Origin of the sequence: Streptococcus porci DSM 23759 (assembly GCF_000423765.1) — a bacterium.
GTDB lineage: Bacteria > Bacillota > Bacilli > Lactobacillales > Streptococcaceae > Streptococcus > Streptococcus porci.
The window spans coordinates 1-26,685 of record NZ_AUIP01000007.1 but is presented as its reverse complement, the minus strand read 5'-3'; the positions used below and the strand labels follow the sequence as shown (position 1 = coordinate 26,685).

At 41.9% G+C, this 26,685-nt stretch carries 29 protein-coding genes; 9 read left to right on the top strand and 20 right to left on the bottom strand.

Features of this window, described 5'->3' with window-relative positions:
- Nucleotide 1 precedes the first annotated feature (1 nt).
- The 8 genes from G576_RS0102475 to G576_RS0102440 all read right to left on the bottom strand — a co-directional run bounded on the left by G576_RS0102475 (nucleotide 2) and on the right by G576_RS0102440 (nucleotide 6,538).
- Nucleotides 2-766 carry an SDR family NAD(P)-dependent oxidoreductase gene (locus G576_RS0102475; protein WP_027973231.1) on the bottom strand — a complete coding sequence of 255 codons (765 nt, stop codon included), beginning with the start codon at nucleotides 764-766 and terminating at the stop codon, nucleotides 2-4.
- Entirely contained in the window at nucleotides 763-1,692 is a 930-nt protein-coding gene (rnz, locus tag G576_RS0102470; protein ID WP_027973230.1) for a ribonuclease Z, read from the bottom strand. The genes G576_RS0102475 and rnz overlap by 4 nt, the downstream gene beginning before the upstream one ends.
- 48 nt (nucleotides 1,693-1,740) lie before the next feature.
- Entirely contained in the window at nucleotides 1,741-2,382 is a 642-nt protein-coding gene (locus G576_RS0102465; protein WP_027973229.1) for a cystathionine beta-lyase, read from the bottom strand.
- Nucleotides 2,375-3,613 (bottom strand): GTPase HflX, encoded by a 1,239-nt coding sequence (hflX, locus tag G576_RS0102460; RefSeq protein WP_027973228.1) that lies wholly within the window; start codon nucleotides 3,611-3,613, stop codon nucleotides 2,375-2,377. Before hflX ends, G576_RS0102465 begins: the two co-directional genes overlap by 8 nt.
- Before the next feature lie 108 nt (nucleotides 3,614-3,721).
- Nucleotides 3,722-4,624, bottom strand: coding sequence for an alpha/beta hydrolase (locus tag G576_RS0102455; protein ID WP_027973227.1), 903 nt, complete (start codon nucleotides 4,622-4,624; stop codon nucleotides 3,722-3,724).
- Nucleotides 4,621-5,508, bottom strand: a complete 888-nt coding sequence (gene miaA / locus G576_RS0102450) for a tRNA (adenosine(37)-N6)-dimethylallyltransferase MiaA (RefSeq protein ID WP_027973226.1) — start codon at nucleotides 5,506-5,508, stop codon at nucleotides 4,621-4,623. Before miaA ends, G576_RS0102455 begins: the two co-directional genes overlap by 4 nt.
- A gap of 204 nt (nucleotides 5,509-5,712) precedes the next feature.
- Nucleotides 5,713-6,135, bottom strand: a complete 423-nt coding sequence (locus tag G576_RS0102445; RefSeq protein ID WP_027973225.1) for a DUF4839 domain-containing protein — start codon at nucleotides 6,133-6,135, stop codon at nucleotides 5,713-5,715.
- A 7-nt stretch (nucleotides 6,136-6,142) separates the two neighbouring features.
- Entirely contained in the window at nucleotides 6,143-6,538 is a 396-nt protein-coding gene (locus G576_RS0102440; protein ID WP_027973224.1) for a Jag N-terminal domain-containing protein, read from the bottom strand.
- 57 nt (nucleotides 6,539-6,595) lie between these two features.
- On the opposite strand from G576_RS0102440, the gene G576_RS0102435 reads away from it, so the two are divergent.
- The 3 genes from G576_RS0102435 (at nucleotide 6,596) to G576_RS0102425 (ending at nucleotide 8,012) form a co-directional block, all read left to right on the top strand.
- The gene (locus tag G576_RS0102435) at nucleotides 6,596-6,808 is read left to right on the top strand and encodes a helix-turn-helix domain-containing protein (RefSeq protein ID WP_245563009.1); all 213 of its coding nucleotides are present in this window, start codon (nucleotides 6,596-6,598) and stop codon (nucleotides 6,806-6,808) included.
- An 80-nt stretch (nucleotides 6,809-6,888) separates the two neighbouring features.
- Entirely contained in the window at nucleotides 6,889-7,074 is a 186-nt protein-coding gene (locus tag G576_RS0102430; protein WP_027973222.1) for a 4-oxalocrotonate tautomerase, read from the top strand.
- Between the two features lie 29 nt (nucleotides 7,075-7,103).
- Nucleotides 7,104-8,012 (top strand): FAD:protein FMN transferase, encoded by a 909-nt coding sequence (locus G576_RS0102425; protein ID WP_027973221.1) that lies wholly within the window; start codon nucleotides 7,104-7,106, stop codon nucleotides 8,010-8,012.
- 577 nt (nucleotides 8,013-8,589) lie between these two features.
- On the opposite strand, the gene G576_RS13865 is transcribed toward G576_RS0102425, so the two are convergent.
- The 5 genes from G576_RS13865 to G576_RS0102400 form a co-directional block, all read right to left on the bottom strand.
- Nucleotides 8,590-8,751: a hypothetical protein gene (locus tag G576_RS13865; RefSeq protein ID WP_245563008.1), complete on the bottom strand. Its 162-nt coding sequence runs from the start codon at nucleotides 8,749-8,751 to the stop codon at nucleotides 8,590-8,592.
- A gap of 5 nt (nucleotides 8,752-8,756) precedes the next feature.
- Nucleotides 8,757-9,410: a DNA glycosylase AlkZ-like family protein gene (locus G576_RS12145; protein ID WP_245563007.1), complete on the bottom strand. Its 654-nt coding sequence runs from the start codon at nucleotides 9,408-9,410 to the stop codon at nucleotides 8,757-8,759.
- A gap of 77 nt (nucleotides 9,411-9,487) precedes the next feature.
- A complete protein-coding gene (trmFO, locus tag G576_RS0102410) occupies nucleotides 9,488-10,822 on the bottom strand; it encodes a methylenetetrahydrofolate--tRNA-(uracil(54)-C(5))-methyltransferase (FADH(2)-oxidizing) TrmFO (RefSeq protein WP_027973220.1) in 1,335 nt (444 codons plus the stop codon).
- 537 nt (nucleotides 10,823-11,359) lie between these two features.
- Complete coding sequence (locus G576_RS0102405) at nucleotides 11,360-12,112, bottom strand: HAD family hydrolase (RefSeq protein ID WP_027973219.1); 753 nt, start codon at nucleotides 12,110-12,112, stop codon at nucleotides 11,360-11,362.
- 48 nt (nucleotides 12,113-12,160) lie between these two features.
- Nucleotides 12,161-12,571: a peptide deformylase gene (locus G576_RS0102400; RefSeq protein ID WP_027973218.1), complete on the bottom strand. Its 411-nt coding sequence runs from the start codon at nucleotides 12,569-12,571 to the stop codon at nucleotides 12,161-12,163.
- 104 nt (nucleotides 12,572-12,675) lie between these two features.
- Between G576_RS0102400 and pgfS the strand changes: the two genes are divergently transcribed.
- Both pgfS and pgfM1 read left to right on the top strand, forming a co-directional pair.
- A complete protein-coding gene (gene pgfS, locus G576_RS0102395; RefSeq protein WP_027973217.1) occupies nucleotides 12,676-13,635 on the top strand; it encodes a glycosyltransferase PgfS in 960 nt (319 codons plus the stop codon).
- Nucleotides 13,632-16,514: a glycosyltransferase PgfM1 gene (gene pgfM1, locus G576_RS0102390; RefSeq protein ID WP_027973216.1), complete on the top strand. Its 2,883-nt coding sequence runs from the start codon at nucleotides 13,632-13,634 to the stop codon at nucleotides 16,512-16,514. Before pgfS ends, pgfM1 begins: the two co-directional genes overlap by 4 nt.
- Before the next feature lie 46 nt (nucleotides 16,515-16,560).
- Here the strand turns inward: pgfM1 and G576_RS0102385 are convergent, their stop codons facing one another.
- The 3 genes from G576_RS0102385 to G576_RS0102375 all read right to left on the bottom strand — a co-directional run bounded on the left by G576_RS0102385 (nucleotide 16,561) and on the right by G576_RS0102375 (nucleotide 18,653).
- The gene (locus G576_RS0102385; RefSeq protein WP_027973215.1) at nucleotides 16,561-17,295 is read right to left on the bottom strand and encodes an amino acid ABC transporter ATP-binding protein; all 735 of its coding nucleotides are present in this window, start codon (nucleotides 17,293-17,295) and stop codon (nucleotides 16,561-16,563) included.
- Between the two features lies 1 nt (nucleotide 17,296).
- Nucleotides 17,297-17,977 carry an amino acid ABC transporter permease gene (locus G576_RS0102380; RefSeq protein WP_027973214.1) on the bottom strand — a complete coding sequence of 227 codons (681 nt, stop codon included), beginning with the start codon at nucleotides 17,975-17,977 and terminating at the stop codon, nucleotides 17,297-17,299.
- Between the two features lie 445 nt (nucleotides 17,978-18,422).
- Nucleotides 18,423-18,653, bottom strand: a complete 231-nt coding sequence (locus tag G576_RS0102375) for a YkuJ family protein (RefSeq protein WP_027973213.1) — start codon at nucleotides 18,651-18,653, stop codon at nucleotides 18,423-18,425.
- A gap of 367 nt (nucleotides 18,654-19,020) precedes the next feature.
- Here G576_RS0102375 and G576_RS0102370 point away from each other — a divergent pair, with 367 nt between their 5' ends.
- Nucleotides 19,021-21,273, top strand: a complete 2,253-nt coding sequence (locus G576_RS0102370; RefSeq protein WP_027973212.1) for an ATP-dependent Clp protease ATP-binding subunit — start codon at nucleotides 19,021-19,023, stop codon at nucleotides 21,271-21,273.
- A gap of 601 nt (nucleotides 21,274-21,874) precedes the next feature.
- On the opposite strand, the gene G576_RS0102365 is transcribed toward G576_RS0102370, so the two are convergent.
- From G576_RS0102365 to G576_RS0102350, 4 genes are read right to left on the bottom strand one after another with little or no spacing between them, the layout of a single operon-like run.
- On the bottom strand, nucleotides 21,875-22,471 hold the full coding sequence (locus tag G576_RS0102365) for a response regulator transcription factor (RefSeq protein WP_027973211.1): 597 nt from the start codon (nucleotides 22,469-22,471) through the stop codon (nucleotides 21,875-21,877).
- Nucleotides 22,468-23,562, bottom strand: a complete 1,095-nt coding sequence (locus G576_RS0102360) for a sensor histidine kinase (protein ID WP_027973210.1) — start codon at nucleotides 23,560-23,562, stop codon at nucleotides 22,468-22,470. Before G576_RS0102360 ends, G576_RS0102365 begins: the two co-directional genes overlap by 4 nt.
- Nucleotides 23,562-24,305: an ABC transporter permease gene (locus G576_RS0102355; RefSeq protein WP_027973209.1), complete on the bottom strand. Its 744-nt coding sequence runs from the start codon at nucleotides 24,303-24,305 to the stop codon at nucleotides 23,562-23,564. Before G576_RS0102355 ends, G576_RS0102360 begins: the two co-directional genes overlap by 1 nt.
- Nucleotides 24,292-25,182 carry an ABC transporter ATP-binding protein gene (locus G576_RS0102350; RefSeq protein WP_027973208.1) on the bottom strand — a complete coding sequence of 297 codons (891 nt, stop codon included), beginning with the start codon at nucleotides 25,180-25,182 and terminating at the stop codon, nucleotides 24,292-24,294. The genes G576_RS0102355 and G576_RS0102350 overlap by 14 nt, the downstream gene beginning before the upstream one ends.
- Before the next feature lie 317 nt (nucleotides 25,183-25,499).
- On the opposite strand from G576_RS0102350, the gene G576_RS0102340 reads away from it, so the two are divergent.
- The 3 genes from G576_RS0102340 to G576_RS0102330 form a co-directional block, all read left to right on the top strand.
- Nucleotides 25,500-25,958, top strand: a complete 459-nt coding sequence (locus G576_RS0102340; protein WP_027973207.1) for an NUDIX hydrolase — start codon at nucleotides 25,500-25,502, stop codon at nucleotides 25,956-25,958.
- A 42-nt stretch (nucleotides 25,959-26,000) separates the two neighbouring features.
- Nucleotides 26,001-26,303: a DUF1827 family protein gene (locus G576_RS0102335; RefSeq protein ID WP_027973206.1), complete on the top strand. Its 303-nt coding sequence runs from the start codon at nucleotides 26,001-26,003 to the stop codon at nucleotides 26,301-26,303.
- Nucleotides 26,304-26,417: 114 nt separating this feature from the next.
- Nucleotides 26,418-26,685: transposase (locus tag G576_RS0102330; protein WP_027973205.1), on the top strand; the 268-nt coding region annotated here is incomplete at its 3' end.

Here is a 26,685-nt window from a genome sequence, read left to right as displayed (position 1 = left end):
CTTATTTCCCTTTCAAATTAAAAACAGTTCCAGCTAGGTAATCTGCCAGATTTGGGAACAAGGTATAAGTCTTGTGAGCAAGATTGAGGGCGATGGGCATATTAAGGTGACGCTTTTTCTTACCTATTATTGCAACTATTTTTCGAGCCACTACTTCAGGTTCTAGGGTAAAAACTTTAACACTTTCTTGATAAGCTCCCGTTGGATCTGCCTGATCAAAGAACTTTGTAGCAACTGGACCAGGATTGACCGTCGTTACATGAACACCGTGCGGTGCCAATTCCAAACGTAAGGTGTCCGAATAGCCAATCATGGCAAACTTAGTTGCGGAGTAAATAGAAGATTGCCCAGAAGCCATATAACCAGACATGGAAACGATATTGATGATATGACCGGCCTGCCGTTCTTTCATCTTACCGCCAACAAGGCGACAAAAATTCATGCTAGCAAAGGTATTGACATCAAACATGTCACGAATTTCCGCCATTGAAAAGGTCTCAAAATCTTTGTAGATTGCATAGCCAGCATTATTAATCAAAATGTCAATCTTGCCAAATTCTTGATAAAGGTGATTTAGTAGGTTTTCAACCGCTACATCATCCGTAATATCAAGACCGATACAACGCTTGTTTTGACGTTCTTGGTAAAGTTGTTCCAACTTCGTCTTGCTTCGTCCAATCAAAAGTACCATATCCTCTTCTGGTAAAAGCCTGATAACCTGCTCTGCTATTCCCCCAGAAGCACCTGTAATAGCGATAATTCTCAAATTTTAAACTCCTCAAAATCTCTGACCACATGAACATTTTTGAAAATAGCTGATGCGTCGCGCTCCATCTGTTGGCAATCACGACCTAAAAAGCGGGCAGAAACATGATTCAGCAAAAGGTGTTTTGCAGACGCTTCTTTGGCTACTTCAGCCGCCTGAATATTGGTCGAGTGACCGTGACTGCGAGCGATTTTTTCATCCCCCTTACCATATGTAGACTCATGTACCAAAACATCTGCTCCAAGGCCAAGACGAACACTAGCAGCGGTTTTTCTAGTATCTCCCAAAATGGTAATAATTTTACCTTTTTTAGGCTCAGAAATATAATCTTTAGCGATAATTTTTGTTCCATCCTCCAAGACGATGTCTTGGCCATTTTTAATTTTTCCAAAAAGCGGCCCGAAGGGAACACCAGCCGCTTTTAAGCCATCTGCATCCAAAGTCCCCTCTAGGTCTTTTTGCATGACACGATAGCCTAGGCAGAAAATGCTGTGATCCAGTTGGTCTGCATAAACCACAAACTTATCAGTCTCCAAAATTTTACCTAGATTAGTCCTATCAAACTCGTAAAAGTTAATGCGGTAAGGCAAGCGTGACCCTGTCACTTTCAGACTGGTTAATACAAACTGACGAATCCCCACTGGACCATAGATATCCAAATCGGTTTGTTCTTCATTGGCTTGAAAAGCACGGCTAGCCAAAAAACCAGGCAACCCCAACACATGATCGCCATGTAGGTGGGTGATAAATATTTTTTTGACTTTACGAGGACGAATACTTGTCGATAAAATCTGGCGCTGAGTACCTTCACCACAGTCAAACATCCAGACTTCGTTAATTTCATCCAATAATTTCAAGACTAAACTTGATACATTACGTTGCTTAGCTGGCTGACCTGCACTTGTTCCTAAAAATTGAATTTCCACTTTAATCTCTCATACTTTCTATTCTATACACTTTCGATTGTACCAAAATTACTTGACAAGTTGTACATAAACCACAAATTCCCTTTGCTCAAAACAGTAGTAAGCCTCTCCCTGAAACTGCATAGCCAGCTCCAGACACTCCTCTTGGTTAAAAGAAGAAATCTTGACGACATCCTTTTGAAGCTTTGTGACATGACTGAGCAGATATTTTTCTGGTGTCAAATCTTCCTGACTCAACTCATTAAAGGTAATTTTTGCCATCTTTACCAGACCATTTTCCTCATAAATCTTATAGTGAGGAAAAATTTGCGCCAGCTCGAAAAAGAGAGCTTCTGTTATCTCTTCTTTGTTTTCAGAAAAAACAATAGCCACTTCTTGTTCATTTTCATAGGCAAAGCCGTAAGATTTACCAGATAAATTCAGCCTGATAAAGGGTTTTACTTCGTCAAAGGACGGTTCTGTGGTAAACAAGTTCAGAGCTGAGCTCATGTTAAAAAAGTAGTCAGTCGCCACTTCTGGGCTCTCTTTTTGATAAAGCTCTGCAAAATAGGCATTGATAACGCTGGGTGGCGGCGTAATAAAAGTCAGCCTATCTTCATCTGACAGCTGCGCCAGCACATTTCCCAGATAACGCTTATCCAAAGTCGTAAAGCCCCCGTAGGTGAGGGCAAGTCTCATCAAATCAGTCATAACATTCTTCCAACTTCCAGCTATTGTGGCTCGCGATATGGCCTGTAATTTCCTCGATAGGCTCATCAAAACTGTAACGATCCAAAAGGGCAATTTTGTTGAGTTCATAAAGTTTATAGAGCTTATCCTGACTCACTTTGATACTAAAAGGCTCAAAAATCTCCCGAATCTCATCAATAATTAGCTTGCGTAAGCTCTCCCTAGCCCCTTCCTCACGAGCAGAGATACGAACATTTGGAAAGATCGTCGCCGTTAGATTTTCCACTTGATCCATTTTATTGTAAATGGCTAGGCGCGGAATTTCCAGCATGTCCAAATCTTTGAGTATCTCCAAAACAACCTTTTCCTGTTCTTCATGGTCAGGATCTGAGGCGTCAATGATATGAAGAAGCAAATCCACATGGCGACTTTCTTCCAAGGTTGATTTGAAAGCGGCAACCAACTCTGTTGGCAAATCTTGGATAAAACCAACCGTGTCCGTCAACGTTGCTTGAAATTGATTTTGCAGGTAAATCTGCTTTGTCGTTGCATCAAGAGTCGCAAAAAGCTCATCAGCTTCATACTGGCGATTGTCCGTCAAAACGTTCATGATAGTTGATTTACCAGCATTGGTGTAACCAATCAATCCAATTTTAAAGACGTCAGATTGGCTACGCTTGTCACGTATGGTCTGACGATTTTTCTCAACAATTTTCAACTGACGTTCAATGTCCAGAATCTGATTGCGAATGGATCGGCGATTAAGCTCCAACTGACTTTCGCCAGGTCCACGAGAACCAATTCCCCCAGCTTGACGACTAAGCATGATTCCCTGTCCCACTAAACGAGGCAGCATATACTTAAGCTGTGCTAAGTGAACTTGGAGCTTACCCTCGTGGCTTCTGGCACGCAGAGCAAATATATCCAAAATCAACTGCATGCGATCAATAACCTTGACACCTAACTCCGATTCCAGATTAGCATTTTGTCGTGGTGTTAGACGGTTATTAACAATGACAGTGTCAATCTCATCCATCTCCACAATCTCTTTGATTTCAGCTAATTTCCCCGAGCCCACAAAAGATTTGCTATCGTAGCGGTCTCGCTTTTGTGTATAGCTGGACACTACTTCTGCCCCGGCTGTCTTAGCAAGGTTTGCAAGCTCTGCCATTGACATGTCAAAATGAGGGGTGTCTTGTAGTTCCACTCCCACCAAAATAACCCGTTCTCGCTCTTTTCTTGTCTCAATCATGGCCAACCTTCACTCACCTCCGCTTGCATTTTTGCACTCTTTCCATTCTACCACAAAAAGTAAAAAAAGGCGGTCATACTGACCGACCTTTCTGATGAAATTTTCTTCTCATAAGCTCTCTAAAAAACTTTTAATAAGCTCTGTATAGGCTTGTTCTCCCATCGCTTCACGTGAGGCGGCATGCTCTGCTTTTGGCACAAGTTTCAGGAGGTCTTTTGAGGGGTTTGTCTCGGCCAAGCGGTAACTATTATCTGGCTTGATAAAGGCATCATTTTCACCATGGATAAAGAGAACAGGAACAGTATTATCCTTAACTGCTTCGATAGGGCTTGTTTTTTTCATATCAACTCCATAAATTAAGTTGGTCATAATATTGACACCGTGAATCAGAAATCCCACCTTCATGTCTTTATAAGCGCTGTGAATTAAATCATAGAGATTAGTAAAACCACAATCTGCAACGACAAAAGCTAACTTAGGTTTTTGTCCCAAAACAGACAAGGAGGTCGCACTCCCCATAGATTCACCGTGCAATCCAAGTGTGATATCCGAACCGTAAGTTTGGTAGGTGTATCCAATCAAAGCATAGAGATCTTTCGATTCAAAATTACCCAGACTAATTGCTGTCTTCTCATTCTCACCATGTCCACGAACATCGTAAATAATCACGTTATAATTCAGTTTGTGATAGCTATCCACGTACTTAATGGAACCGTTGCGATTGGAACGAAAGCCGTGAGTTATGATGACATATTTCTTAGATTTTGGATCATCTGCTCTGATAAATTGGCCGTGAAGCTTGTAATCCTGATAGCCTAAAAAGGTAAAATCTTCCTTTTCATAGCTGTCAAAATCTCCTACCAAATTGTGTTCTTCAATCCACTGACGCTCCTTTTCTAGAGTCAAAACGTCTGGTTTGACAATGGATTTAGCCAGATTATAGGAAAAGCCCAGATAGGCTAAGCTAGCCAAACAAACTAAAGCAATGACTATATTTCTTAAAAGATTCATTCTTTTTCCTTCAAAAAATTGACAACTTGTTGCTTGATGTCCTCCTCAAAACTACTGGTGCCCACTTGGTAAAACGTCATATCCATACGGTTTCTAAACCAGGTCAGCTGACGTTTGGCAAAGCGACGGGTATTTTGTTTGAGCTTTTCGATAGCTGCCTCCAACTCCTGCTCACCGGCAAAATAAGGGAAAAGTTCCTTGTAGCCGATTCCGCGCGCCGCTTGAGTTTCCGGGTAATGTTCATAAAGCCACTTAGCCTCCTCTAGCAACCCGGCACTCACCATCTTGTCCACCCGCTCATTGATACGGTCGTAAAGTTTTTCACGATTATCTGTTAGGCAAATAAGCAGGGCATCGTAGTCCGTTTCCTGATTTTCCAGATGGTTTCCAAATCGTTCCAGTTCCAATGTTCGAATGGCCCGCCTACGGTTTAACTGAGGAATGCTTATATTCAGCTCTGCTATTTTCCCAAATAAAAAATCATCGGAAAATTTTTCCAACTCCGCTCGATAAGCGAGAACTGCGGCCTGATCGACCTGACCGCCAAGATGATAGCCCTCAAGTAGACTCTGCAAATAAAGTCCCGTGCCTCCAACGATGATGGGGAGCTTGCCACGAGATCTAATGTCCGCGATGGCCTCCTTGGCTTCCATCACAAAATCATAGGCTGAATAAGTCTCCGCTACCTCTCGAACATCGATGAGATGGTGCTTGGCAGCCACCTGCTCCTCTGCTGTAGCCTTAGCAGTTCCAATATTGAGATCACGGTAAACCTGCTGACTGTCTCCCGAAATAATCTCACCATTAAATAGTTGTGCTAGTTTTATCCCCAGAGCAGTCTTCCCAACCGCTGTCGGACCAGCAATTACAATCAGTTTCGTCATAGGAATATTATAGCACAGCTTTGAAATTTAGCCGATGTTATTATCTGATATCTCTAATAATAATGTTTTATAAGGAATCTCTCACTTTTCTTAAAACTCGACGAATACTGTGTTTCTGCTTAATATTAGATATCCGTCAGATATCCGTCAGGAATAGTCATAAAGTCGTTTACTATATGCGCATTGTATAAAATAACGCTTAATTTATCTTGATGAAACAGTGACAGGATAAAGTCGTAGAACATCTCCTTTTGTAAACTCACCAACGTGAGCTTTAATATGTAAATTGTCGCCTACCGAAATACCATCAATACTTTCAAACGCTTCATCATAGGTATTTGTGTCAAAAAACTGCATACTAACACCAGTATAGCTTGTTTCACCTTGACTTATCCAATCACCGCCAAAAATAAGGATATCATAATGACTTCCGTTTTTTGCAATATGTGCGACATGTCCATCAAATTCAACAACTCTCCCCCTGTATTTTTCAGAAAAAGCCCTAGCTTGACTAGCATCCTCAGATGACAAAATGGTCATAAATTCAGAGTTATCTGGAGTAATAATTTCTTGAGCTTGAGTTGTTTCAATCTGTGTTGTTGTAGCGGTGGTAGATTGTGTTGTCACACTTGCTTCAGAAGCGGATGTAGAAGTTTCTTGCTGTGTAACTGATGTAGCGACTATCGTTTCTTCTTTTTTTTTCTTCTGGATTTACAAGATATATGATAAGTAATGCTACAACTAATACCACACCCCCAATGGCATAGAGCAGGCGAATTTGTCGTGTTTTCTTGGCTCTATTCTCTAAATCTTCGTCGGTTAAGGCGATAATTTCTATCTCCGCCTCTTTTGCAAGAACACCAAATATTCCTTTCGTAGGCTCTTGAAGAACCGTAATATCAGCATGTTTTCTGTCTATTCCTAATTCTCTAAGACCTTTTTCAATCGCTTCGTTTTCAGTTTTTCCCTTAAATATTTGTACAATAATTCTCCTTTTTCTTCTATTATAACACGTTGTGAATATACCCACAATATGAAAATGGCGACTTTCTTTCTATAATTATTAAAAAGATGTTGACGAAAGGAGTTGATTTCAATTATAGATTACAGTCCCCTTTGGGAAACACTGAAAAATAAACAAATTTCGCAATATCAACTCCTGAAATCTGGACTTGATAATAAAACCTTAGATAGTTTAAAAAAGAACAAAAACATTACCCTGCTAACTCTCGAAAGATTGTGTCTAATCATTGGTTGTACACCAAACGACATTGTAAGATTTAATTCTGATGACAACTAGTCCCTTGCTTTAGTAAATCGAAGCAAGGGATTTCATTTTATGATATACTATTCCTATCATATCATAAAGGAGAAAAAAATATGCCATTTGTTAAAATTGACCTTTTTGAAGGTCGTACAGAAGAACAAAAAATCGAGCTTGCCCGCGAAGTGACTGAGGTCGTGTCACGCATTGCCAAGGCACCAAAGGAAGCTATCCACGTCTTCATCAACGATATGCCTGAGGGAACTTACTACCCAGCCGGCGAAATAAAGAAAAAAAACTAAGCCCTTGTGCTTAGTTTTTCAGGTGATTTATGGTACAAGAGACACGTCAAATCAAACTGATGGGGACGACCATTGACCTTATGGTCGATGCTCCAAATAGCACTGAGCTTCTTGCAAAAGCCGAAAAACTCCTCCACACTTACAATCAGCGCTTTTCCGCCAATGACGATTCATCCGAGTTGTCTCTGGTCAATAGCAAAGCGGGAATCGAACCTGTTCCTGTTCATCCGGAGCTATTTGAACTCATTGCTATAGGTAAAGAACATAGCTGCGCTGAACACAGTAATCTCAACATTGCAATCGGCCCACTCGTTCAAAGTTGGCGCATTGGTTTTTCTGATGCTAAATTACCAAGCAAAGATGAGATTTCTGAGAAATTATCCTTAACCAAGCCAGAACAGATTAGTCTTGATTCAGAAAATTTAACCGTTTTTTTGAATCAAAAAGGCATGAAAATTGACCTCGGTGCCCTTGCCAAGGGCTACATTGCAGATAAAATCATGGCTTTCCTTATCACATCAGGTGTCAGCTCTGCCTTGATTAATCTCGGGGGCAACCTTTTAGTTCACGGCCCGAATCCCAATCGTGACAACGGTCTTTGGTATGTCGGAGTTCAGAATCCTGATAAACCTCGAGGCAATCATCTGACTGTTCTACCTATTCAGAATGCTTCGGTGGTAACATCTGGCGTCTATGAACGCTTTTTAACCATTGGCGACAAGACCTACCACCATATTTTTGATCCTAAAACAGGCTACCCTATTGAGACCGATATGGCAAGTATTAGCATTATCGCAAAATCATCACTGGACTGTGAAATATGGACCAGCCGACTCTTCGGACTGCCAACAGCTTCCGCTCTACAAATCATCAATCAGACCCCGGAAATCGAGGGACTGATTATCACAAAAGACCTTAAGATGTTGAGGAGCTATTAGATATAGCTCGCTAAATGTTCCCTAACGATTTTAATAACCCTTGAAAAGACTTTCTCTATGAAGGTCTTTTTTGAAATAATAAAAGAGACAAACCTCATCAGAAGCTTGCCACAACACATTTCTTCGCAAAAAATATGAACTAAAATTTAATGACGACTAAAAGTACTTCTTCAAAATCTGGGGCGGTTCCCCCCAGAACATTTGCTTTCCATAAAAAGTTCCAAGTTGTCAATTCCATGTTAGGTTAGGAATTTCCTTTTATATCTTGATGACTTTATTCATCACATGAGGTAGGAAATCCTCTAAATCTTGATGACTTGCTCTAACATTGCTGGATCACTTCCCATCTCAAATTTCATCAGCAATAAATCAAAATGATACCCTTTAAATTACGACATCCGAATATTCCGAACAAGTTAAGGCAGCTTGGTCTGATAGGCTTGCTTGTGGGCTTCTAATTCCTTTAACTCAGAACTGGTTAAATTTTCAAAAATGTCCAAAATAATGTCTTTTTTATCTCGTTTCCAAGTAGCTACCAGTCGGCCCTTGTAGAAAACAACGGGTTTGACAATGCCAGTCAGCGTATAAATCTGGCGGATATGCTTGGTTCATAACCTAGCAAAAGTTGGTCAAATCCTGCAACGAAGAGGCAGTCAGGGAGTTCTGCTTCTTCTAATTCTCCCAGATAAAAGCGTTCTTCTCCTGCTACCTCAACGGTTTTTAAATCTAATTGCTCCATCCATTTTAGGACGTAGATTTATTTTCCTTGAAATAATAACGAGCATCCGCTAAACTGACTGGCCCAAAACCTGCAAAATACCGTCGAGCAATTTCCAGCTCTGCTTTTTCCCGAGAAAGTGGCTGAAAGTCTGTCAGACGATGAAAACGCTTGGCACCGTATTCTTGATAAACTTCCCCACGCTCGACCATGTAACGAAAGAGACCGCCCCAGGCATTAAAGACCTGCTTCTCTTCTTCCAGTGTCATTTTCTCGGATCGGCAAAGGGACTTGAGTTCCTCGCGGGTCATGGGACCTTGTTCAAGGGCTTCTAAAATCAGCTGGTGATATTTCTGCTTGGTCTGAGGACTAAAACCGTCCCGTCCTTCTGTCTTGAGGTAATCGGTGCTGGCCAGCCGCCCCTCGTGGATATAGAGGGGAATTTCCGACTTGAGATAGGCATGAACCGTTCGCCGAATGGACCACTGACGAGTCAGATCCTCCTGCCAGCTACTCTCATAAAAATCCTCCGCTGTCATACGGTTACGAAATCCGACATGAACATAGGGCTGAAACTGAGCCTGCAAACCATTGAGATTTTGGCAGATTTGTTGAACAGACTGGGGTTTCAACAGACCTTGTTTCTGCAGAATAATTCCCTTCCAAGTATCGTGGTGCATCGTATTTCTCCTCCGCTTTTCTAATCCCAGTATAACACAAAAGACACCCGAAGGTGTCTGATGATAGTCTAAATATCTTAGTAAGCCAAAAATCCTTCCAAGTCCTTGAGGGAACGCTCTGCTATTGCCTCATAACGTTCCTTCTTATCGCGGATGCGTGGCCCATCCAGCTCCTTGATGATGCCAAAGTTGACATTCATAGGCTGGAAGTGCTTGCTTTCGGTGTGGGTGATGTAGAATGGCAGAGCTCCGATAGCTGTTGTTTGCGGGAAGATGACCGGCTCTTCGCCACGGAAACGGCGAACAGCGTTGATACCGGCCACTAAGCCAGAGGCGGCAGACTCGACATAGCCTTCTACTCCTGTCATTTGACCTGCAAAGAAAAGATTTGGATTTTTCTTGGTCGCAAAGGTCTGTTCCAATAAGTTTGGCGAATCCATGTAGGAATTGCGGTGCATGACACCATAACGGACAAATTCAGCATTTTCAAGCCCTGGAATCATCTGGAAGACCCGCTTCTGCTCGCCCCACTTGAGATGGGTTTGGAAGCCTACGATGTTGTAGAGGCTACCTGCTGCGTTATCCTGACGGAGCTGGACAACTGCGTAAGGTGTCTTGTATTCGCCGTCACGAGGCCCCTTGTAGTCTTCTGGATATTCCAGACCAACTGGCTTCATAGGACCATACAACATGGTTTTGATACCACGTTTGGCCATGACCTCAATGGGCATACAGCCTTCAAAGTATTTTTCTTTTTCAAAGGAATTAAGCGGTGCCTCCTCGGCTGAAATCAAAGCTTCATAGAAAGCGGTGAACTGCTCCTTGTTCATCGGAGCATTGAGATAGGCAGCCTCTCCCTTGTCGTAACGGGACTTAAGATAAACCAAGTCCATGTTAATGGTCGAACTATCCACAATCGGTGCTGCCGCATCGTAGAAGTAAAAACCGTCACCGCCATTAAGCGCGTGAATCTTCTCCGCCAAGGCGTCAGATGTCAATGGTCCCGTCGCGATAACTGTGATAGCATCGTCAGGAATCTCTGTAATCTCGCCACGAATGACCTCAATCAGTGGGTGATTGTGAATCTCATCTGTGACCGCTTGGGAGAAATTCTCGCGGTCCATGGCCATGGCACCGCCAGCTGGCACCCGGTGAGCCTCACCAGCACGCATGATAATGGAATCCAAGCGACGCATTTCTTCCTTGAGAAGACCGACAGCGTTTGTCAAACTATCTCCACGGAATGAATTGGAACAAACCAACTCAGCAAACTTGTCGGTCTTGTGCTGGGGTGTTGGTTTGACACCACGCATCTCGTAGAGTTTGACAGGAATGCCCCGCTTGGCAATCTGATAAGCAGCTTCTGAGCCAGCCAAGCCAGCTCCGATAACGTTAATGTGGGTTTGAGACATGAAACTAATACCTCTAGCCAGAATATCTGACTACTGTTTGGGAATGACCCAAAACAGAACCTTTCTAAGTTTTAATACTTATCTATTATATCAGAAAAGGACTAGAAAAGGAAAACTTGCCTCCCTTTCCTTATCCATGACAAATGCGCGAAGAAAATCTTTTATTAGAAAAAGGCTAAAAGCAACAAAAATCTATTGTCTATTGATATTTCCATCTAAATGATGAACTCAAAGATATTAAACATGTCTTCCTAAAAAACAATACTATCTAAAAAAGAGGCTGGGAGAAAAATCTTAGCCTTTTAACATGATTACAGATAGGCCTTTGGGTGAAGTGGATGATTGGAAGATCTCATCCCTTGCTACACAATAGATAGCAACCTTCCTAATCAACTCTGCGGAGGTGGGCGACAAAATCAAAATCAGCAAAAATGCCGTTTTACCGATTTTTGCTCTGCTCTCATGTCATAACATCATTTTCCCGCAAGCATGGTTCAGCTCGTCTCCTTAACTCAAGTCATATCAAAGCACATCCACTTAATTTAAAAGCTCTGCAATATCCTCAATGACAATAAAATCCCACCCCTTATCTTTACAGGCCTGAATATCAGTTTGGCTATGTGGAAAAGTATTGAGCAAGATACTATCAATCCCGACAGCGTGAGCCACAGCAATATCCGATGTTAAATCATTGCCTACCATAACCGTGTCCTCATCACATAGACCATTTTCTTCCAAAACCATCCTTAGAAAGGCAGGTTCAGGCTTCTTCATCTGATAGTCAGAGGAAATGTAGATTTTATCCATAAAAGTGGCACATCCTGTCCCTTCAATTTCCGCTTGGGTAAAGACTCTCTGAGCATTTGACAAAATAAAGAGCCTAGCTCCTGACTCTTTCAGAGCCTGTAAGCTTGATAGGCTATTCTCATATGCCACGAGCCTTTCTCGAGAAAGCACTCGAAAGGTATTAGCCATAACTTGTCCAAAGGTGGCTAAATCAATTACTCGCCCCTCAGTTGGATTCTTTTTAAGAGATTCTTGCAGCAATCGAATGAAAATGCTTGTCAAATCAATTTCAACGTGTTCATAGGTCACCTGCTCGGCTAACTCATGTTCACTCTCTTTTACAAGTTTGCTGTAGGCTGTCTTCAGCTCTTGCGCATCATATGAAGCTCCAAAGGCTTGATAAAGTTCTGCTAATTGTTGCCAAAGCCCTATCCTTCCTTCATCTGTTTTGATATCAACAAGCGTTCCATAAAAATCAAAAATATAATTCTGGTACTTCTTCATAACTAAACCTCTTCTCACTAAATCACTCAGTTAATCATTGATAGTTCTTTAAATCACAATTCCTTCCAGATGATCCAATTCATGTTGGACAATTTGAGCTGGAAAATCCTTTAAGGTCAGCTTTTTCTCCAGCCATTTTTCATCGCGGTAACTGATTTTTATCTCTTTGTAGCGCGTAATGGGGCGACTTCCTTTCAAGGACAGACAAGATTCTTCTGCCCCGTAAGCGCCAGCTTTTTCCAAAAGAACAGGATTAAACATCACCAAATCCACAAACCCCATGCTGATGATTATGACTCGCTTTTTGACACCAATCATATTGGCCGCCATGCCGACACAGGATTCACGGTGAAAAGCGAGAGCATCTCGCAAATCCTGAGCCAAAGGCAAATCTTCTTTGGTCGCTTCTTGAGAAGGCTGAGCTAGAAAAAAAGTATCGGTAACAATGGTTTTAATCATAATAAACTCCTCCTCACTATTATATCACACTGAAAACAGTCATTTGAGGAGTGTCTGTCAAATTTATGATACAATAGTGGCGATATCAAAAAGGAGACCGTGCTTTGAAATTAACCCTACTCATCACCTTCTTGAATGAAGAAAAAATGATTGAAAAAACACATCGCGAGGTCAAGACTGTCCTTGAGAACATGTTGCCACACGAACTTTCGGATTATGAACTCCTCTATATCGACGATGGCTCGACAGATGCCACCCTTCCCCTAATAGAAAAAATAGCAGAGCAGGATCACCATGTGCGCTATGTCAGCTTTAGTCGTAATTTTGGTCGCGAAGGAGGAATCCTTGCCGGCTTTCACTATGCCACAGGAGATGCGGTCCTAGTCATGGACGGTGATCTCCAACACCCACCAAGTCTTATTCCAAACTTTGTCACCGCTTATAAGGAAGGCTATGACATCGTCAGCGGTCAACGCGATCGAACTGGTGAAGCTTTCGCCTCTACCTTTTTTGCGCGAGCTTTTTACAGCCTATCCAATCATCTGATGGAGGTTAAATTAAAGGATGGAAAATCCGAGTTTCGCCTACTCAGTCGCAAAGCCGTGGATACCTTTATCTCTCTCCCTGAGTATAACCGTTTCAACAAAGGACTTTACGAATGGATTGGCTTTAAAGAGAAGATCATTCCTTATCACAACCATGTCCGTGAAGCTGGTAAAAGCAAGTTTACCTTTGCTAAATCCCTCAATTACGCCATGCAGGGCATTATCTCTTTCAATGACAAACCACTGCGATTTTGCGTACAACTAGGAGCTTTTTCCACCACTTTAGCTCTCCTCTATCTGATTTGGGAACTGATTAAACGTATTCTGCACCCCGCTTCAACCGTTTCTGGTTACTTCACCACTATCGCCGCCATTATCCTCTTTGGCGGTGTTCAGCTCATTTCTATTGGTATTTTAGGGGAATACATCGGAAAAATTTACTACGAAGTCAAACATCGTCCACACTACATTGTCAATAAGTCAAACATCGATAAAGCTAACAAGGAGAGACTAGGATGATAGAGCATTTTATCAAAAAAAACAAAAAAGGGCTGACTTATCTTGCTAGCTTTGGGCTACCCATCCTAGTTATGACAATCGTATGGGCTATTAACGGAGCCTTTCCTTTTGGCAACAAAAGTCTCATGGCTGTTGACTTTGGCCAGCAATACATTGGATTCTACGCCTACCTCAAAGAAACCGTCCTAACTGGTGATTGGTCTGCCTTTCTTTACTCCTTTGAAAAATCTATTGGGGGAGAGATGATTGGTGTACTGGGCTACTATCTCATGAGCCCTTTTAACATTTTTTACATCTTGTTGCCACTTAGTCAATTCAAGTGGGCTGTTGTCATTACTATTGCTTTACGTTATGGCTTTATGGGGCTAACCTTCAGCCATCTTCTCATCAAGCGCTATCAGGCTCTGCAAGGCAAAACTTGGTTAGTGCCACTCATGGCAGTCTCCTACTCCCTATCTGGTATGTTAGTCTCTTATCAAATGAACCCTATCTTCTATGATGCCATGATAATGCTACCGCTTGTCATTCTTTATCTAGAAGAAACTTTAGATGGTGGCAAACCATTCAAATATGCGGTAACTTTAGCTATCACCATGCTCCTGCAATTTTACATGGGTTATATGATTTGCCTTTTTGTGGCACTTTACGCTGTGGCTTATATGTTACCAAAATGGGCAGAGCAAGGCACTTTGAAAGAAAAAGCCAAGCACTTTTTCTCACCACTCGTTAAAGTTGTGGGCTACTCTGTTCTGGCAGCTACATCAACCTTTATCACACTTTACCCAATCATTCTGAACCTACTTCGCAGTAAGGGAGCTTATAATGCCCCCATGCGTTTTGAATGGAAACTCCAAATCAATCCCTTAGATATACTGGCTAAATTAGCCATCGGCGCCTTTGATAACGAATCCTGGCCTGCTGGCCCAAACCTCCCAAACATCTACGTAGGAGCACTTGCTCTATTTGGATTTGTCTTCTTTTTCCGCTATGCTAAGGTTCATTGGACTAGAAAACTTGGCTTTGGAACCATTGTCATCATCTTTTTCCTCTCCTTTGTCCATGAATTTACTAGTAAAATCTGGCACATGGGGCAAAATCCTGCTGGCTTTTTCTACCGCTTTTCTTGGATTTTCTCATTTTTCATGGTGCTTCTTGCCTACCAAACACTGAGAAACAGTCACAAGGTTAAGTGGTACGACACGATTGTCGCTACGCTTCTATCGGGAGCTAGTCTTTACTATGTCGCTACCAATAATTTCTCCTTCTTGGAAGACAAGCAACTGCCTGCTCTGACCGAATGGGTTGGACGAAATCTCACTGCTACGGCCCTTCTATTTGGCTTGCTCTTTGTCCTGATTGCTTACGCGTATTGGCTCAATAGCAAAGCTAAAATCTGGCAGAAAGTACTTCACATCCTCCTTGGTGCTGGATTTACTGTTCTCAGTTTTTACCTCATAAAAGAGGGCTATCTGCTGACACAAATCACCTTGACCGGACTAACTTGGCTTTCTGCTCTGCTATTTTACAACTACAACCCAAAAGGCGTGGGGCGCCTCATCTTAGCAAGTATCACTATATTTGAACTAGGTTTAAACGCTTATATCTCACAGGCTCGCATCGGCTATACTGATGCCTATAAATTTAGCGATCTTGCGGTTAAACTCAACAACATGGGTAGGACGGTTCGAGACTACTCTGACCAGCCTTTCTACCGCATCGGTACAGACTTTTTCTACTCTAAGAATGACCCTGTTCTCGGTTCTTACAATGGTCTCAGTAACTTCTCATCCAGTCTAGAGCGTTCGACCATCAATCTCATGGCATCTATGGGAGACATGGGGGGAAACGCCTCAACTTTTTATACCAATGGAACCGTTCTGACTGATACTATTTTTGGTGTTCGTTATCATGTGGCACGGAAACCGTACAGCAATGAAGAAGTGCAGAATAATCCTAAAAAACACTACTTCAGCAAGACCTCAGCTCGTAAGGACATCACTAGCTACTACCAACTTATCAAGGAAGACGACACCTTCCTTTACTATGAAAATCCTAATGTCATCAGTTTAGCTTACGGGACAAACTATGTAACCCATAATATCAAATTTGGAACAAACAACCCTGTTTCTAACCAAAATCTCATCCTCAAATCCATGTCAGGTCAAGAATATGATTTCTTTACCCATGCCGCCTTCAATGACATCAAATTGGAAAATTTGGAATTAGATGAATCCACTGGGCAAAAAATCTATCGTCGTCTCGATAAAAGCAAACCAGGCAAAATTTCCTTTACCTTTGTCCCTCAAACCAACTGGACCTACTATTTCCAAGCGCCATATGCCCTCCGAAAATCCATGGGTAAGATGAATATCATGCTTAACGGCCAATGGTACAACTACACGCAAATGTTTGACCAAGTTCAGCTCTGGCAAATTGCCCATAGGGAAGCCGGTAAGCAAATTACCTTAGAGATTTCAACCTCTTCTGAAGATGAAATCAATTTGACCAACTATTCACTGGTGCGCGCAGATGATCAGGCCATCCAAAAGGTTATGGCTGACCGTCTGGCTCAAAGTATGACGGTTGACAAGATGTCTAACACACAGATTGAGGGATCAGTGGACATCACGGACGACAGCAATCTTATGATGACTAGCATTCCTTATAATCCCGGCTGGATTGTTACAGTTGATGGAAAAGCAGTGCAAACTACTGAAGCATGGGGCAGTCTTCTCTCTTTCCCTATCACAGCTGGCAAACACCAGATAAAGCTAACCTTTAAAGCTCAAGGATTGACGACAGGTCTAGTGATCTCAATCCTCTCACTCTTTAGTCTTTTGTTACTCTATATCCTTGACAGACGACACAAATCCAAATAAAAAATCTCGCATTCTAATTCTAGAGTGCGAGACTTTTTGTCTAAATTTATAAAACCTTGCTCAGGAAGTCTTGAGTTCTGGCCTCTTTTGGATTTCCAAAGACAGCTTCTGGTGCCCCTTCCTCAACGATAACACCGCCATCCATAAAGATAACACGGTCTGCCACTTCACGGGCGAAGCCCATTTCATGTGTCACGATAACCATAGTCATCCCAGATTTTGCCAAATCTTGCATAACCGCTAGGACTTCTCCAACCATTTCTGGGTCAAGAGCTGATGTCGGCTCGTCAAATAGGAGAACATCTGGGTCCATAGCCAGACCACGCGCAATAGCGATACGTTGTTGCTGACCTCCTGAAAGGCTAGCTGGAATAGCACCGGCTTTATCACGAAGACCGACCTTATCTAACAATTCATAAGCCTTTTGCTCAGCTTCTACCTTAGGCAACTTTTTGGTCTTAATGGGTGATAAGGTGATATTTTCAAGAACTGTCATATTTGGGAAAAGGTTAAACTGCTGGAAGACCATGCCCATCTTTTCACGCATTTTGAAAACATCGTTTTTCTTGTCCGTAATGTCCACACCTTCAAAAGTCACCGTTCCTTTTGTTGGGACTTCAAGCAAGTTCATGGTACGCAAGAAAGTTGATTTTCCTGAGCCTGATGGTCCAATAATAACCACAACTTCTCCTTGCTTAATATCAAGGTCAATTCCTTTCAAAACTTCATTTTTACCAAAATACTTATGTAAATCTCTAATGGAAATAATGCTTTCTGACACTTTAGTTTCCTCCATTCAAACGGTTTTCGTACTTCTTGAGAATTGCTGACATAACTGTCGTCAAAATCAGATAGTAAAAAGCTGCGAATAATTTTGGTTCCAATGGCTGATAGGTAGCTGTCTCAACAGATTGGGCACCGTTCCAAAGTTCCATAACACCGATGGTCTGCAAGAGTGAGGAGTCCTTGATAATGGTGATAAATTCATTTCCCAGAGCTGGTAAGATATTTTTCAAAGCCTGTGGCATGACAACATAGCGGTAAGCATTTAGAGGTTTAATACCTAGTGAGTAAGCTGCTTCAAGCTGACCTTTAGGGACAGACTCAATACCAGCCCTGATAGACTCAGAAATATAAGCTCCGCTATTAAGCGAAATGACGATAATACCAGGAACTAGACGGGATAAATCCATGTCCAAAACACCAAAGGGAATGATTGGCATATTGCTAAAATGCATCCAGGCAAAAGCCAAGGAAATCTGAACCACCATTGGCGTGCCACGGAAAATCCAGACATAAAAAGAGACCAGCCAGTCTAAAACTTTGATGTTACTCCGCTTAGCAAGGGCAATCAAGACCCCAATGATGGAGCCAAAGAAAACCACACAGGCGGAAATGATGATGGTAACAAGTGCTCCATAATTAAAATAAGCCCAATACTTCTCTAAAAATGAAAAATTCATGAATAAGATACCTAATCCAACTAAAATAGAGACTTTTCCCTTAAGAAAAAATACTCGAAATACTGCTTGTCTGTTGCAAGCAGCCTCGGGTCGGATAACTTCCTTTCTTTTGACAATATCAGCAAGAGGACAAACCTCAATTTAATATTCCTTATTAGTTTAACAAAATATGTATAATAATGCAATGTTTTGCTTTTTTAGTTGATAATTTCTTTTAACAGCCTATTCAGTCGAATAAGTCCATTCTATCAAAAGCGGACATTTGACTTTCCATTATCATTTTTTTAGTAAGAAAGAATACTCTATGATTGATGACTCTTTACAAAAATAGAGTTTCATCTAGTCACCCTTGCCGTCACTCAAGTCAATCTAAAAATTGACAGCTTTGATAAAACTCTTTAAAAAAGACAAAACTCTCCCAAAAAAGGAGAGTTTCTTTTGTCAATTAGTAAAGCAAATCGTAGATTTCCATTGCAATCAAATCAATACTGTCAAAGGTATATGACTCACGCGCAGCGACATCACGCAATGTGAATACGGGACCATTTTCTGGATCGTTAGCAAATGACACTTCTGCCACGACAACACCCTCACGTTCGAAATTACGTTTTAAGGTGCCGCCATCTGATGCCATCATTTCAAGACGGTTAATAATTCTTACCAAATGAGATTCCATGGTTAAACTCCTATTTCTATTTATCGTCTTTATTATTCTATCATAAAGAACCCCAAATAAACAAGGAAAGATAGTGAAATTCTGAGAAAATATGAAAGTAGAGAGTCGTCCTTTTTCATCTCATTCACCAAAACCTATGACTACAGATGATTTTAGTATTAGCACTCTCTGTTTTAGACTGCTAATTTTTCGTGCTTTTTACTTGCATTGTCTGCCAGGAGTGCTATAATGAAATCATAATCATTTGACCAAATTTGACCTTTAATCAAACTAAATCAAATAGTTCAAACGAAAGGAATTGAACTCCTAGTAAATCTTTACTAGGCCCGCCTTTACAGGCGAGAATGGTTCAACTCGGTATTTATCCATGCTATGTCAAAATTGTAACCTAAACGAATCTAGCATTCATCTCTATACCAATGTCAACGGTCAGCAGAAAAAGGTTGACCTTTGCCAGCATTGCTATCAAATCATGAAATCTGGCTCTGGTGAGCCTGATATGTTTCTTCATGGCGGATCACTCAATCCCTTCCTTGAAGATTTCTTCGGCGATCTCAATAACTTCCGTGCCTTCAATCCCGACCTGCCCAATGCTCCTAAGACCCAGTCTGGCCGCTCTGGTGGAAATGGCGGAGCTGGAAACGGCATTCCAAATCGTCCTCAGCAACCACGCCAACAGGCACCTCAAAAAACACAAGGACTCCTTGAAGAATTTGGTGTCAACATCACTGATATTGCTCGCCGTGGCGACATTGATCCAGTTATAGGACGTGATGCAGAGATTGTTCGAGTCATCGAAATTCTCAACCGTCGTACCAAGAATAATCCCGTACTTATTGGGGAACCTGGTGTTGGTAAAACAGCCGTTGTAGAAGGTTTGGCACAAAAAATCGTTGATGGCAACGTTCCACAAAAATTGCAAGGCAAACAAGTTATCCGACTTGATGTGGTCAGTCTAGTTCAAGGAACTGGCATCCGTGGTCAATTTGAAGAGCGTATGCAAAAACTCATGGAAGAAATTCGTAACCGTAAAGACGTCATTCTCTTCATTGATGAAATTCATGAGATTGTCGGTGCTGGTTCTGCTGGTGATGGCAACATGGATGCTGGAAATATTCTCAAGCCAGCGCTAGCTCGCGGTGAGCTGCAGCTGGTCGGAGCTACAACGCTTAACGAATATCGTATTATTGAGAAAGACGCCGCTCTAGAACGCCGCATGCAACCTGTTAAGGTCGATGAGCCTAGCGTAGAAGAAACCATCACAATCCTGCGCGGCATTCAACCAAAATATCAAGATTATCACCATGTCAAATACACGGACGAAGCTATCACAGCTGCTGCTGAGCTGTCAAACCGTTACATCCAGGACCGCTTCCTGCCTGACAAGGCCATTGACCTTCTGGACGAGGCGGGATCTAAGATGAACCTAACCCTTAATTTTGTCGATCCAAAAGATATTGATAACCGTCTGGTAGAAGCTGAAAATCTCAAAGCTCAGGCCACACGCGACGAAGACTTTGAAAAGGCTGCTTACTTCCGTGATCAGATTGCCAAACTCAAGGAAATGCAAAGCCAAACGCTGGCTGACCAAGATACCCCTGTCATCACTGAAAAACACATTGAGGCTATCATCGAGCAGAAGACAAATATCCCAGTTGGTGACCTCAAGGAAAAAGAGCAGAGCCAGCTCATCAATCTAGCAAGTGATCTCAAATCGCACGTTATTGGTCAAGATGATGCCGTCGATAAGATTGCCAAAGCCATTCGTCGCAATCGTGTCGGACTTGGTTCTCCAAATCGCCCAATCGGTTCTTTCCTATTTGTCGGTCCAACTGGTGTCGGAAAAACAGAGCTTTCCAAACAATTAGCCATTGAACTCTTCGGTTCGGCTGATAGTATGATACGTTTTGATATGTCGGAGTACATGGAAAAGCATGCTGTGGCTAAATTGGTCGGTGCCCCTCCAGGCTATGTGGGGTATGAAGAAGCTGGGCAGTTGACCGAAAAAGTTCGCCGCAACCCTTATTCTCTCATCTTGCTTGACGAAGTTGAGAAAGCCCATCCTGATGTTATGCACATGTTCTTGCAAGTGCTTGATGACGGACGCTTAACAGATGGTCAAGGGCGCACAGTTTCCTTCAAGGATACCATTATCATTATGACCTCAAATGCTGGAACAGGCAAGGTTGAGGCTTCTGTCGGTTTTGGTGCCTCCCGCGAAGGACGTACCAATTCTGTTCTTGGTCAGCTAGGAGATTTCTTCAGCCCAGAATTTATGAACCGTTTTGATGGCATTATCGAGTTTAAGGCCCTCAGCAAAGAAAATCTCTTGTCTATCGTCGATCTCATGCTTGATGGTGTCAACGAACGCCTCAGCTACAACGGACTAAGCTTAACCGTTACAGATAAAGTTAAGGAAAAACTGGTTGACCTTGGCTATGATCCAAAAATGGGGGCACGTCCGCTACGCCGTACCATTCAAGATTACATCGAAGATGCCATCACAGACTTCTACCTTGAAAATCCAAACGGAAAGGATTTCAAAGCAGTCATGTCTTCAAAGGGAAACATCATCATCAAATCCGCTAAAAAAGTTGAAACCGTAAACGTTTCCGAATAAAACTTTAGAGACTAAAGACAAACTACCTGTACCTCACTTGTCGAGTAGTTCAGCCAAATGAGATAATCCAAAGTAACTCAATTAGGACTCTTATCACCACTATGTTTATAACCGCATCAACCAGCCTTGATGCGGTTTGTAAGTTTCGAGACTTTTGCTCAAATTTAGCCATGACATTCTGACAAGAAGGCGCTGGTGTCTGATAACACTTGGGGATGTGACAAAAATGGAAAATAGCTTAGAATGACGTCATCAGACACGTCGATTCTAAGCTATTTTAAATTATTCAAATTGTAATCAGAGTAAGTATTTTTGTTTTTCCCAGCCTCCTTAACATTATTGCAGATAGGCGCTTTGGCGCAGTAGTTAAATGACACATCTCATCCTTTGCTACATCCTTCCTAATCAGCTCTACGGAGATGGCGTTCAAAAGGTCTGGCAGATTTTTTGAAACAGGAGATTTAAGCTGATGGTAGTCAGCTCACATCATTCAAGGTCTGAGTATCGACCGTTTTGGATCAAACTCCTGAAAATGAAAAAGTGGAGAAAAATCGGTAAACCGGCATTCTTGCCGATTTATCGATTTTGTCCCACTCGTTTTCTATAGCCAATTCTTTTCTCTGGCAATTCTCACCGCTTCTGTACGGTTGTTAGCGCCTAACTTTGTCATAAGGCTAGTCACATAATTTCTAACCGTACCATCTGACAAATAGAGTTTACTTGAAATGTCCTTATTGCTTAGACCCTTGGCAATGAGTTCTAAGAGTTCCTGTTCTCTCCGACTAAGCGGATTCACATGAGTCATGATCGTCTCCATCAGTTCGGGAGAGTATTCTTTGCGCCCAGCTAAAACCGTATGCACCGTCGCCATCAAGTCAGAAATCGAACGGTCTTTTAGCACATAGGCATCTACACCCGCTCTAACGGCACGCTCAAAATAGCCCGTCCGTTTGAAGGTGGTCACAATCACTACCTTGATATCCAGATGCTTTTTAGCCCACTCCAGTACATCTAAACCAGACAACTGAGGCATTTCCACATCCAAAATCGCCACATCTACTGTTTCCTTTTGCAGAATGGCTAGCGCTTCTGAACCATTACCAACTTGGAAGACCTGTTCCACATCATCTTCCATCAAAAGTAACTGGCAGAGCGCATCACGCAACATAGCCTGATCCTCAGCAACTAATAACTTCATGAACGACCTCCTTCTTCTAACGTCACACGAATTAAGGTTGGATTTTGACTGGATAAGATACTTACCTCACCTTTGACTAACTGCAAACGTTCTTTTATCGTATGCAGTTCTTCACCAGTCAACTTCTGAAAACCAGCGCCATCGTCACCAACTTCAATAATCAGATTCTCTTTCCGATAAAACTTAATGAAACACGCTTTAGCCTTAGCATGTTTGATAATATTAGTGGTTAGCTCTCGCAGAATCATGGTCACACTAGATTGGATAACAGGTGATAAAGTTGTTAAATCCAAATCATTATCAACCGTCAGTTCAATGTCTGATAAGGTCAATACTTGCTTAATGTTTTCTATCTCTTCTGCCACTGTACGGTATTTGAGGTTGTTGATTAGCTCACGGACATTTTTCATGGACTCCTTGCTGATGCTACTGAGTTCCAACAATTCCTTACGCACAGCTTCTAGGTTGTCCCTGTCCAACTGCTTGAGGGCAAGCTCTGTTTTCAAGCTCATCATGGCAAAGGTGTGTCCCAAAGTATCGTGCAAGTCGCGCCCGATACGATTCCGTTCGTTCTCAGCGATAAGCTGGCTATTTTCTTCAGTCTTTTGGTATAATTGCTGGCGCAGCACATCCTCTTCACGGAGTTTCATCTGATAGGTAACCATGCCTATGATAAAAACGACCACCAGAGCTATAACTACACGCTGACTAATCGCACTGGTGTAAATCACTCCAAAACTGGCTACCAAAAGTAGAAATGCTAAGAAAGAAATCCCTCGATAAGAGCGCCAGCTTTTCCCAAAACGCCAAACTAAAAGATTAGCAGGAAAGAAGAAAAACCACATCATATTACCATTGACAAAGCAGGTCAAAAGGGCAATGTAGAGCAACGCATATAGCCAGAGAAATTCTATGGTCTTTCTGTAACAAATCTGCAAGTGAACTAAGAGCAAATATGCTATTAGAAAGCCAAGGGTTGCAGGGAAAGTCCAAAGTGGATAGTCAAAATAAAAGGGACCCAGAAAAGGAAAAATCATAAAGACTAACCCAGCATAGTATGGCAAGTCATTTTTATCAAATTTATTCAGCATCAGTTTACTTCCTGTCTTTTACGAATAAAGGCGATAAGTCCTAAAACTATTATGGCATAAAGTCCTAAAATTACAAGCGACTGCCAAGAAAACTTATCCTCAAAATAGGAAGTTAAAAGCTTCAAAGCGTGGTAAGTCGGCAAGACTTTTCCTATGGATTGGAGCCAGTCAGGGAAAGTCTCTAACGGATACCAGAGCCCACCTAGCACAGCAGATCCCATAAAGGCGATATTACTAACAATTGACAAGAGTTCATTTGATTTGATTAGACTGAGTAAGATGCCAAATGGCATGAGAAGTCCTGCTCCAAGTAGTAGTAACAATACTGACATGACCCAATCACCTGCCGACATCGAAATATGCTTAACAAGATAACCAACCGTAAACACCACAAGTACAGACACTGCAAAATTGGTCAAAAGGCGTAGCATTTTTGCCAAATAATACTGCCAGATAGGCACCGGTGAATGTTTAATCGCCAATAAACGCTTTGTTTGGCGATCCTCCTGCAAGGTAGACGGGAGGTTGTAAAGAACAAGGCTCAAAATTGATGATATCGTCATCATCATCAGCACTTCACGGAAAATCACATTTTGAATAGCCATCTCATAAGAACTGACATCATAAGTGGCTGAGAAAATCAGGAAAAATCCTACCGGAATCCCTAAAGCCAACACCATTGACATCCATTCCCGAAAGGCAAGCAGCCACTCCTGCGACCAAATAGCTTTAAAGGTTTTCATTTGTCATACCTCCTTCATCAAATAGACTATCAAGCAAACTACGGTTAGTCATCTCAAGGTCAGCCACAGCAATTCCCAGCTCTTGTAAGCCCTCAAAAACCACTTCCGCCTCACGGGTCGCAAAACTGATTTTGTCCGGCTTCTCCTCTAGGTCGTATATAGGAAGGTGAGAAATGGCAGAGCAATATTTCAAAGGCAGGGTGAAGACTTTTTCCCTATCTTCACGCCGTATCGCATAAGGTGTCGTATCTTTCAATAGCCGCCCCTTATGCAAAACCAATATCCGATCCGCTGTATGTTCAACTTCTTCAATATAGTGGGAACTGTAAATGATGGTCTTTCCCATAGCCTTTAACTGGTCGATAATCTCCCAAAAACGTTTGCGAGTGCTAGTGTCCATACCAGCTGTCGGCTCATCTAAGAATAAAATCTCAGGTTGCCCTATCAAGGTTAATACAAAACTAAATAAACGGCGCTGCCCACCAGATAATTTCTCCGCCAGCTGCTCCTTTTGCTCCTGAGAAAACTGCAAGAGCTCGTCAATTTGAACCAATGATAGAGGATTTTTGTAAATATTCCGCTGAAAGTCAATTAACTCACGTACTTTCAACTTATTCACCGTTACATTTTCCTGAAAAAGAACAGAAATTTTCTCTTTCAGCTCAGCCCTATCAGGTGCTTGCCCCAACACCGACACCTGACCTCTTTCCGTCCGTAAATCTCCCAAAAGACAATTCATCAACGTCGTCTTACCAGCACCATTGGGACCAATCAGAGCCAAGCAGTCCCCAGCAGCAACTTCAAAAGACATGTCAGATAAGATGGTCTTAGCCTTAAACTGTTTGCTAAGATTTTTGACCGAAATAACTGTGTTCATTCCTATTCCCTCCCTCTTTGAAAATAAAGAACCAAACCGATGATTAGACTAGACGGTAGTGACCAAAACAAGTATTGAAAAACAGTTGTTACAAGATTCTGACTAGCAGGACCAAAAAGAAGACAAGTCGCATAAATCAACACAAAACTGATTAGTCCATAAATAGGTGCTTTCTTCATCATATTTCCTCATTTCTTATTTCTGACTTTAGTTTACAGGAAAATGGCAAAGCATTTTAGCACTTTTTGTCACTACAAGATGTGACATTTGTCATCATTTTTAGTATAATCATTCTAAGAAAAGATGAGGTATCATTGATGACAAATCCAACTTTTGGTGACAAGCAAGCGGGTGTCACTTATCAAAATCGCTACGGCGTCTATGCCGTTATCCCGGATGAAAAAAAGGAAAAAATTATTCTTGTTCAGGCCCCTAACGGCGCTTGGTTTTTGCCTGGCGGTGAGATTGAAGAGGGAGAAAATCATCTGACTGCTTTGGAACGTGAACTCATCGAGGAACTGGGCTTTACTGCTGACATTGGAGATTATCTAGGTCAGGCTGATGAGTATTTTTATTCACGCCACAGAGATACTCACTACTACAACCCAGCTTACATTTATGAGGTCAAGAGTTTTCAGGAGATAGGAAAACCCTTGGAAGATTTCAATAATCTAGCTTGGTTTGAAGTTAGCTCTGCTATTGCCACGCTTAAGCGTGGAAGCCACCAATGGGGCGTCAAAGAGTGGGAAAAAAGACAACAAAAAAACGTCATTTGAGAAAAATAGTGCTATAATAGAGCCATCAAAAGGAGGTTGCTTATGCGATTGATTAACACGACAAATAGCCATGCGGAGCTGGTTGTCAACCAACTTCGTAACACCGATGCGACCTTAGTAGAGGTCTATTCGGCGGGAAATACCGATGTGATTTTTACTCAGGCACCTCGTCACTACGAACTTCTTATTACCAACAAGCATCGTGCTATTCAGGATAAGGAAATTGAGCAAATTCGGGACTTTTTCATGCGTCGAAAGATTGACCAGAGCATCATTCGTGCTGATCAAATCAATACCATTCACACGCCACGCTTGATTGAGATTTCAATTCCAACAAAAAAATGAGGCTGGGTATCCCCAGCCTCAGACTGAAGACAAAGTCCTTAGAATTGATTTTCTAAGGGCTTTTCTTCGTATTTAGGAGTATAATATAAGAAAAAGGACTTATGAGGTTCTCCTATGCTACACAAAGAAAAACCTGACTATAACCGCAATCAGTACGGTTTCTATACCCTTGACCAGCTTGTGCCTGCAGATCATTTCCTGCGCCAAGTGGAAGCTGTGATTGACTTCGACTTCATTTATGACCTAGTAGAAGATACCTATTCGTCTGATAATGGTCGTCCTAGTCTTGACCCTGTCATGTTAGTTAAAATTCCTCTGATTCAGTGCTTTTATGGTATTCGTTCCATGCGTCAGACCATCAAGGATATTGAAGTGAATACTG